This is a genomic window from Falsihalocynthiibacter sp. S25ZX9 (assembly GCF_041205405.1).
In the GTDB taxonomy this organism is placed as follows: Bacteria; Pseudomonadota; Alphaproteobacteria; order Rhodobacterales; family Rhodobacteraceae; genus Falsihalocynthiibacter; species Falsihalocynthiibacter arcticus.
Genome location: NZ_JBGFCD010000041.1, coordinates 1 through 5,103 on the forward strand (window position 1 = coordinate 1; position 5,103 = coordinate 5,103).

The window sequence follows — 5,103 nt, forward strand, 5'->3', positions numbered from 1 at the left end:
AGATCCTACGTTGTGTATCGGGGTATCCATGTCGGTAAACGCCTGGAAAACGAACTCTCGATATAACGCACTGCACCTGTCGAAGAAACTGGTGCCGATCATTCAGTCCCTACACGACGCAAACCTTATCGACATGGCAAAGGGCAGTTATTCCGCTCCTGGGGCGAAGGGAAACAGAACCACAAGGATACGTGCAGCTGAAATTATGCAGGGTTGGTTTGCCAAGGCCAAGTTCGACCGCGAGGATATTGGTCGGGCGGAAGGCGAAGAAGTCATTATCCTGAAGGACAAAAACAACAAACAGATTGAATACGAGGACACTCCCGAGACCGATAAGATGCGGGAGGAAGTGTTGGCTTATAACGAGCTGATTGCCTCGTCTTTTATCGACATTCCCTCACTTGAAGACCCCACAATCGAACCTGTAGAGGAAGGGGACACCTATGCCATCCGGGTTGATGGTGGACCTCCACGGTTAAGGCGCATTTTCAGCCGAAGCGACTGGCAGATGAATGGTCGGTTCTATGGCGGGTGGTGGCAAAGAATAAACGGCGACTGGCGTTCACAGATATTCATCAACGATGAACCGACGGTAGAGGTGGACTTTCAGGGCCTTCACATCAACCTGCTTTATGCGGAAATTGCGGAGGAATTAGTGGGCGACCCCTATGACCTTTCCCCAATAAAATTTCATGCGTATCCTGATGAAATGGTCCGGAACATAGTTAAGCGGTTAGTGCTTACTTCATTGAACGCAAAGGATAAATCATCTGCATACAAGGCGTTTCGCAACGGGTTTAGTAATACTCACTGGGCAAAGCAAGCGACTGATATTCAAATTGATAAATTCCTTAACGCCTTCTTGGCCCGAAACCCCAAAATTTCAGACTATTTGTTCAGCGATAAGGGTATCCAGCTCATGCGAATTGATAGCGACATTACTGCCCATATTCACAGTCACTTCACCGAGCAGGGCATTCCAGTCCTATCTGTCCACGACAGCTACATCGTCGAATATAGGCGAGTGACAGAACTTAGGGTTGCCATGGCAAAGGCGTCGGAGGCTGTTGTGGGTAGAGCTTTGCCCACCTCAATTAAACTCCCGGACCTGTCTGAGCACCCGGATATCACCGATGGAATGGCAAAAGGGCAAATCCAGAACCGGGAAGTCGTCCGGTGTAAGGGGTATCTGGAGCGGAGGGACAAGCATGGAGCATGGCTCAAAGTTGAGTAATTAGCGGTGCCAGGATGCTTTTAGAGATTGCCTTTATCGTTAATGAAACTTCAACGTTCATTAAAATATTTTAATAATACCAGTAGCTAAGTCATTGTTGCAGCTTGAAGTTGTATGGATAATCTGCAAAAGTTCACTAATAGTGGTGGTTTTGAACAGGTCCGAACCTAAATATTGTGTAGAGCAGTTTTTTTGACAAATAATTCGCAAATTCCAGGCCTTTTGGGACGCCTAAGTGAAGAAATGTCCCAAGAAAATGTTTGTATTGAAGGGTTTATTGACGATCTTCAAATGTTCAATGATAGACGGAGTTCCGCATCTCAGGTTGGTCTCGAGGCAAAGCTTAGGGCGGCGGAACGTGAAGATCAGCTAGAGGGAGCTCAGCAAAAGAAAGAGCTTTTCGCAAAATTGCTCGCAAAGTGGCAGCATTATCCGTCGGCACAAAAGATTTTTGCACTGTTTTTAGCTCGGATAAACGATGTCTTTGAAAACCACATTTCTCCACATGCAGCGTCATTGGACAGACAAGATATCGATAAAATCATAGATGAAAAAATTATAGATCCAACTATGAATGATATGGGTGCAGGCTTTGAGCATTTTACTATAAATCATGCGCATGTTCGAGGAATGATCTATTGGCTAGCTGACCGATGCTACGTTAGGTGGAATTGATGTTTTCCCTTACTTATACCCCGGCTTATGACCCCTATCATACGACGTTCCGCCTTTTGGTACTTTTGACATGTGCTAAGGATCATACTTTCACCTATAGAGCAGCTAGAGCTGCGGACTTCTTTCTTTGTTTCCCTTGGGCTTTGGAAGGGGTACGTGCCCCATCGAACGTAGAAGGGTTCAGAAAAGATCGAAACGGTATTGTTCGCAACTATCCGAAATCAAATTATGACCATTTTCCAAGTGCCAGAACTGTTTTCGAAAGGATGGAAATGATTCAAGCCACTGCAGTAAGCGCGCTTGCGGGTTCCAAAATGATTGATCCCAATGCATTGAGAACCGATACACTGGTTCTTGTGCAAAATGTTTTACCAAAAGAACTTCGATCATCTATCAATGAATTCCGGGAAAGGAAGCCTGATTTAGTGAATTTCTTGGCACTTAGTTTCCCAAAAATTGGCGACCTTGGAAAAGATGGAATTTTTGCCAGAAGTGGCCTTGGGGAGTTCAGCTATGACGTTGTTTAAGCCAAATCTTGAAGTCGTAGATCTTGCAATATTCCGTCGTGGACAACGCGTTTTTGATGAGAAGTTCCATTCCGGGCTGAACATCATTCGAGGAGAAAACAGCTCTGGGAAGTCCACAATTATGGATTTCATCTTCTATGGACTGGGAGGTGATTTACTTGAGAATCAGTGGCGCGAGGCCGCCTTGAATTGCGATTCCGTTATGATGGGCGTCAAGCTGAACGGAAAAGATGTTACGCTTCAAAGAGATGTTGAAAGAAAATCATCTCAGCCAATGAAGGTGTTCTTCGGCCCATCATCCGAAGCCTCGAAAACGAGTTTGGAAGGCTGGGAGCGTTATTCATTCAGGAGAGGTAAATCGGAGAGCTTCTCGCAAGTAATGTTCCGGCTTCTTGATTTGCCAGAAGTTCAGTATGGGGAAGCAAACACTAAAATCACAATGAACCAACTCCTGCGCCTACTTTATTCAGATCAGTTGAGTTCAGTAGAAAAATTGTTCAGAGGCCAACCATTTGATGATGCAATCACCCGTCAAACTGTTGGTGATCTTTTGCTAGGAGCCTTCAGTGAAGACTACTATGCCGCCAAGCTAAATCTGAAGGCTTATGAAGCTGAAATTAAGGACGTAATTTCCCGTATTTCAACGCTCACTCGTATGCACGGACGAGACGGACATCCATTAACTAATGAATGGATTTTGCAAGAGCATTTGAGACTAGAACGTGAACTCGAGAACCTGAATGCTGAGATAGAAAAAATTGAGGCACAAGTCTTCTCGGCACAGTTCGAAGACCGGCTTTCACTTAACGATCAGAAAGAAACCTACTCTAGGGTACAGCAACTCCAGATCGAGATTGGGCAAATCACAGAAGAACTCAATTTTGTCGAACTTGAAGCTGCAGACTCGGATGAGTTCATTGCATCTTTGACAAAGAAGCTCGATGCCTTGCATGAGTCTAAATTAATCGTGGACGAACTCAACGCTCTGAATTTTGAGTTTTGTCCCGCCTGCTTTGCACCAGTAGGGGGAACAGATATTGAAGGCGCTTGTTCGCTCTGCAAACAGGCATCTGATCAGCAGCAAGTCAAAGAAAGAGCGTTGCGGCTGATTAATGAGTATGCTCGTCAAAAGCAAAGCTCTCTGGACCTACAAGAAAATAGGCTGCAAAAGGCCTCTTCTTTGAAGGCTAAATTGACGCAAACTACTGAGTTGTGGGAGCAAGCGGGCCGTCATTATACGGTGTCACTACGGAGCCCGACCACTGAGCTGCGGTCAAAGTTACGAGCTCTCAATCGCGAGGCTGGTTATGCCCAGAGAAATTTGGAGGAACTCGCCGCGAGGAAATCGGTTGTGGCGGAATTGCATGAAGCCCAGCAACGTCGAGACGAGTTACAAAAAAAAATTGATAGCGAAAAATCCGTATTAGCGGTGTCTGAAAAGCGAGACCGAAACCAAATATCACAATCTCGACGATCAATTGAATTGGAAGTGTTAGATTTCCTGCGAAGGGACTTGGAAAGACAATCAACTTTCAAGAACGCTAAAACAGTGAACTTTGAGTTTGATGGAGATAGGATAAATGTAAATGGAGAGTCGTTCTTTTCAGCCAGCTCAATGGTGTACCTAAGGAACAGCTTTATCGCTTCGTTCGCAACAGCAGCGGCAAACCATGCATTATTCTCTCATCCAAGGTTCATGTTGATGGATACAATCGAGGACAAGGGGTTAGAGCCGGAAAGAAGCCGTAATTTTCAGCGAATTTTGCACGAGAAGTCAATGAATGCTACTTCCGGAAACCAGCTAATTATTGCCACCTCAATGATCGCGCCAGAGCTAGATATTCCTGAGGTTACAGTCGGCGACTATTACACGCATGAAAACCGCACTTTACGCCTCGCAAAAACTTAAAGGGGATTGTGTAGTGGACGAAACTGTCAAGCAGGATGACGATTGGCAGCCAGAGGCCTGGCGAAAAAGGACTTTAAACTGGCACCTGCTAAGGGGGTTTGGTCAGAGTCTGCCAGCTAGTTTAACCATGAGCACACCATTCATCGGCTACATGATCCTTTATCATTCGAAGATCAAAGATTTTTTAGGAGGCATGGGAGGTTTGCTTGAAAATCCAGATCAATTGAGCCAGTGCCCTCCCTGGATTGTTTTCTCTATGCGTCTAAACCTAGTTTACTGCGGCCTACTGCTCCTTGGCATCGGTACTATCGCTTACCGACTTTTCGCACCCGAGGTCGTGAAAGGTTCGCGAAGCATTTCGGATTACGTACTCCAATCGGTAGACAGCGTTACGGCCCTTAATCTTCGGTCGATGTATGTTACAATAAAATCGCGCAGACCTCAGATAGTTTCGAGCTTTATAAACAGAGCTCCGTGGCTCGATAGGACTAAAAGCCTGAAAACAGCATCAGACGCTCTTAAGAAGAATGGAGATGGGCAGCTGACTATTGATGTATTGCGTGCGTTCTACAACGTAAAAAACAGGCACAGCAACCGATCGGCAGTTTACTTTGTTCTCCTATTTTACTCGTTTGGTTTCTTGCTCCTAGCTATCCCTGGGCTTGCGTTCACAAGCCGCGTACTTTGCATGATAGGTAGCGATTTAGGAGTTTTCTAAACGGCGCAGAGGATATCTTCTTCCCGCCTCTATCGAATCC

At 45.6% G+C, this 5,103-nt stretch carries 4 protein-coding genes; all 4 read left to right on the plus strand.

Annotation, left to right across the window (positions count from 1 at the left end; all coding sequences use genetic code 11):
- On the plus strand, positions 1 to 1,234 hold a 1,234-nt coding region (locus tag AB9F29_RS20990; RefSeq protein ID WP_369757132.1), incomplete at its 5' end, for a hypothetical protein.
- A gap of 192 nt (positions 1,235 to 1,426) precedes the next feature.
- Entirely contained in the window at positions 1,427 to 1,909 is a 483-nt protein-coding gene (locus tag AB9F29_RS20995; protein WP_369757133.1) for an ABC-three component system protein, read from the plus strand.
- Positions 1,909 to 2,436, plus strand: a complete 528-nt coding sequence (locus AB9F29_RS21000; RefSeq protein ID WP_369757134.1) for an ABC-three component system middle component 5 — start codon at positions 1,909 to 1,911, stop codon at positions 2,434 to 2,436. Before AB9F29_RS20995 ends, AB9F29_RS21000 begins: the two co-directional genes overlap by 1 nt.
- On the plus strand, positions 2,423 to 4,345 hold the full coding sequence (locus AB9F29_RS21005) for an AAA family ATPase (protein WP_369757135.1): 1,923 nt from the start codon (positions 2,423 to 2,425) through the stop codon (positions 4,343 to 4,345). The genes AB9F29_RS21000 and AB9F29_RS21005 overlap by 14 nt, the downstream gene beginning before the upstream one ends.
- Positions 4,346 to 5,103 lie beyond the last annotated feature (758 nt).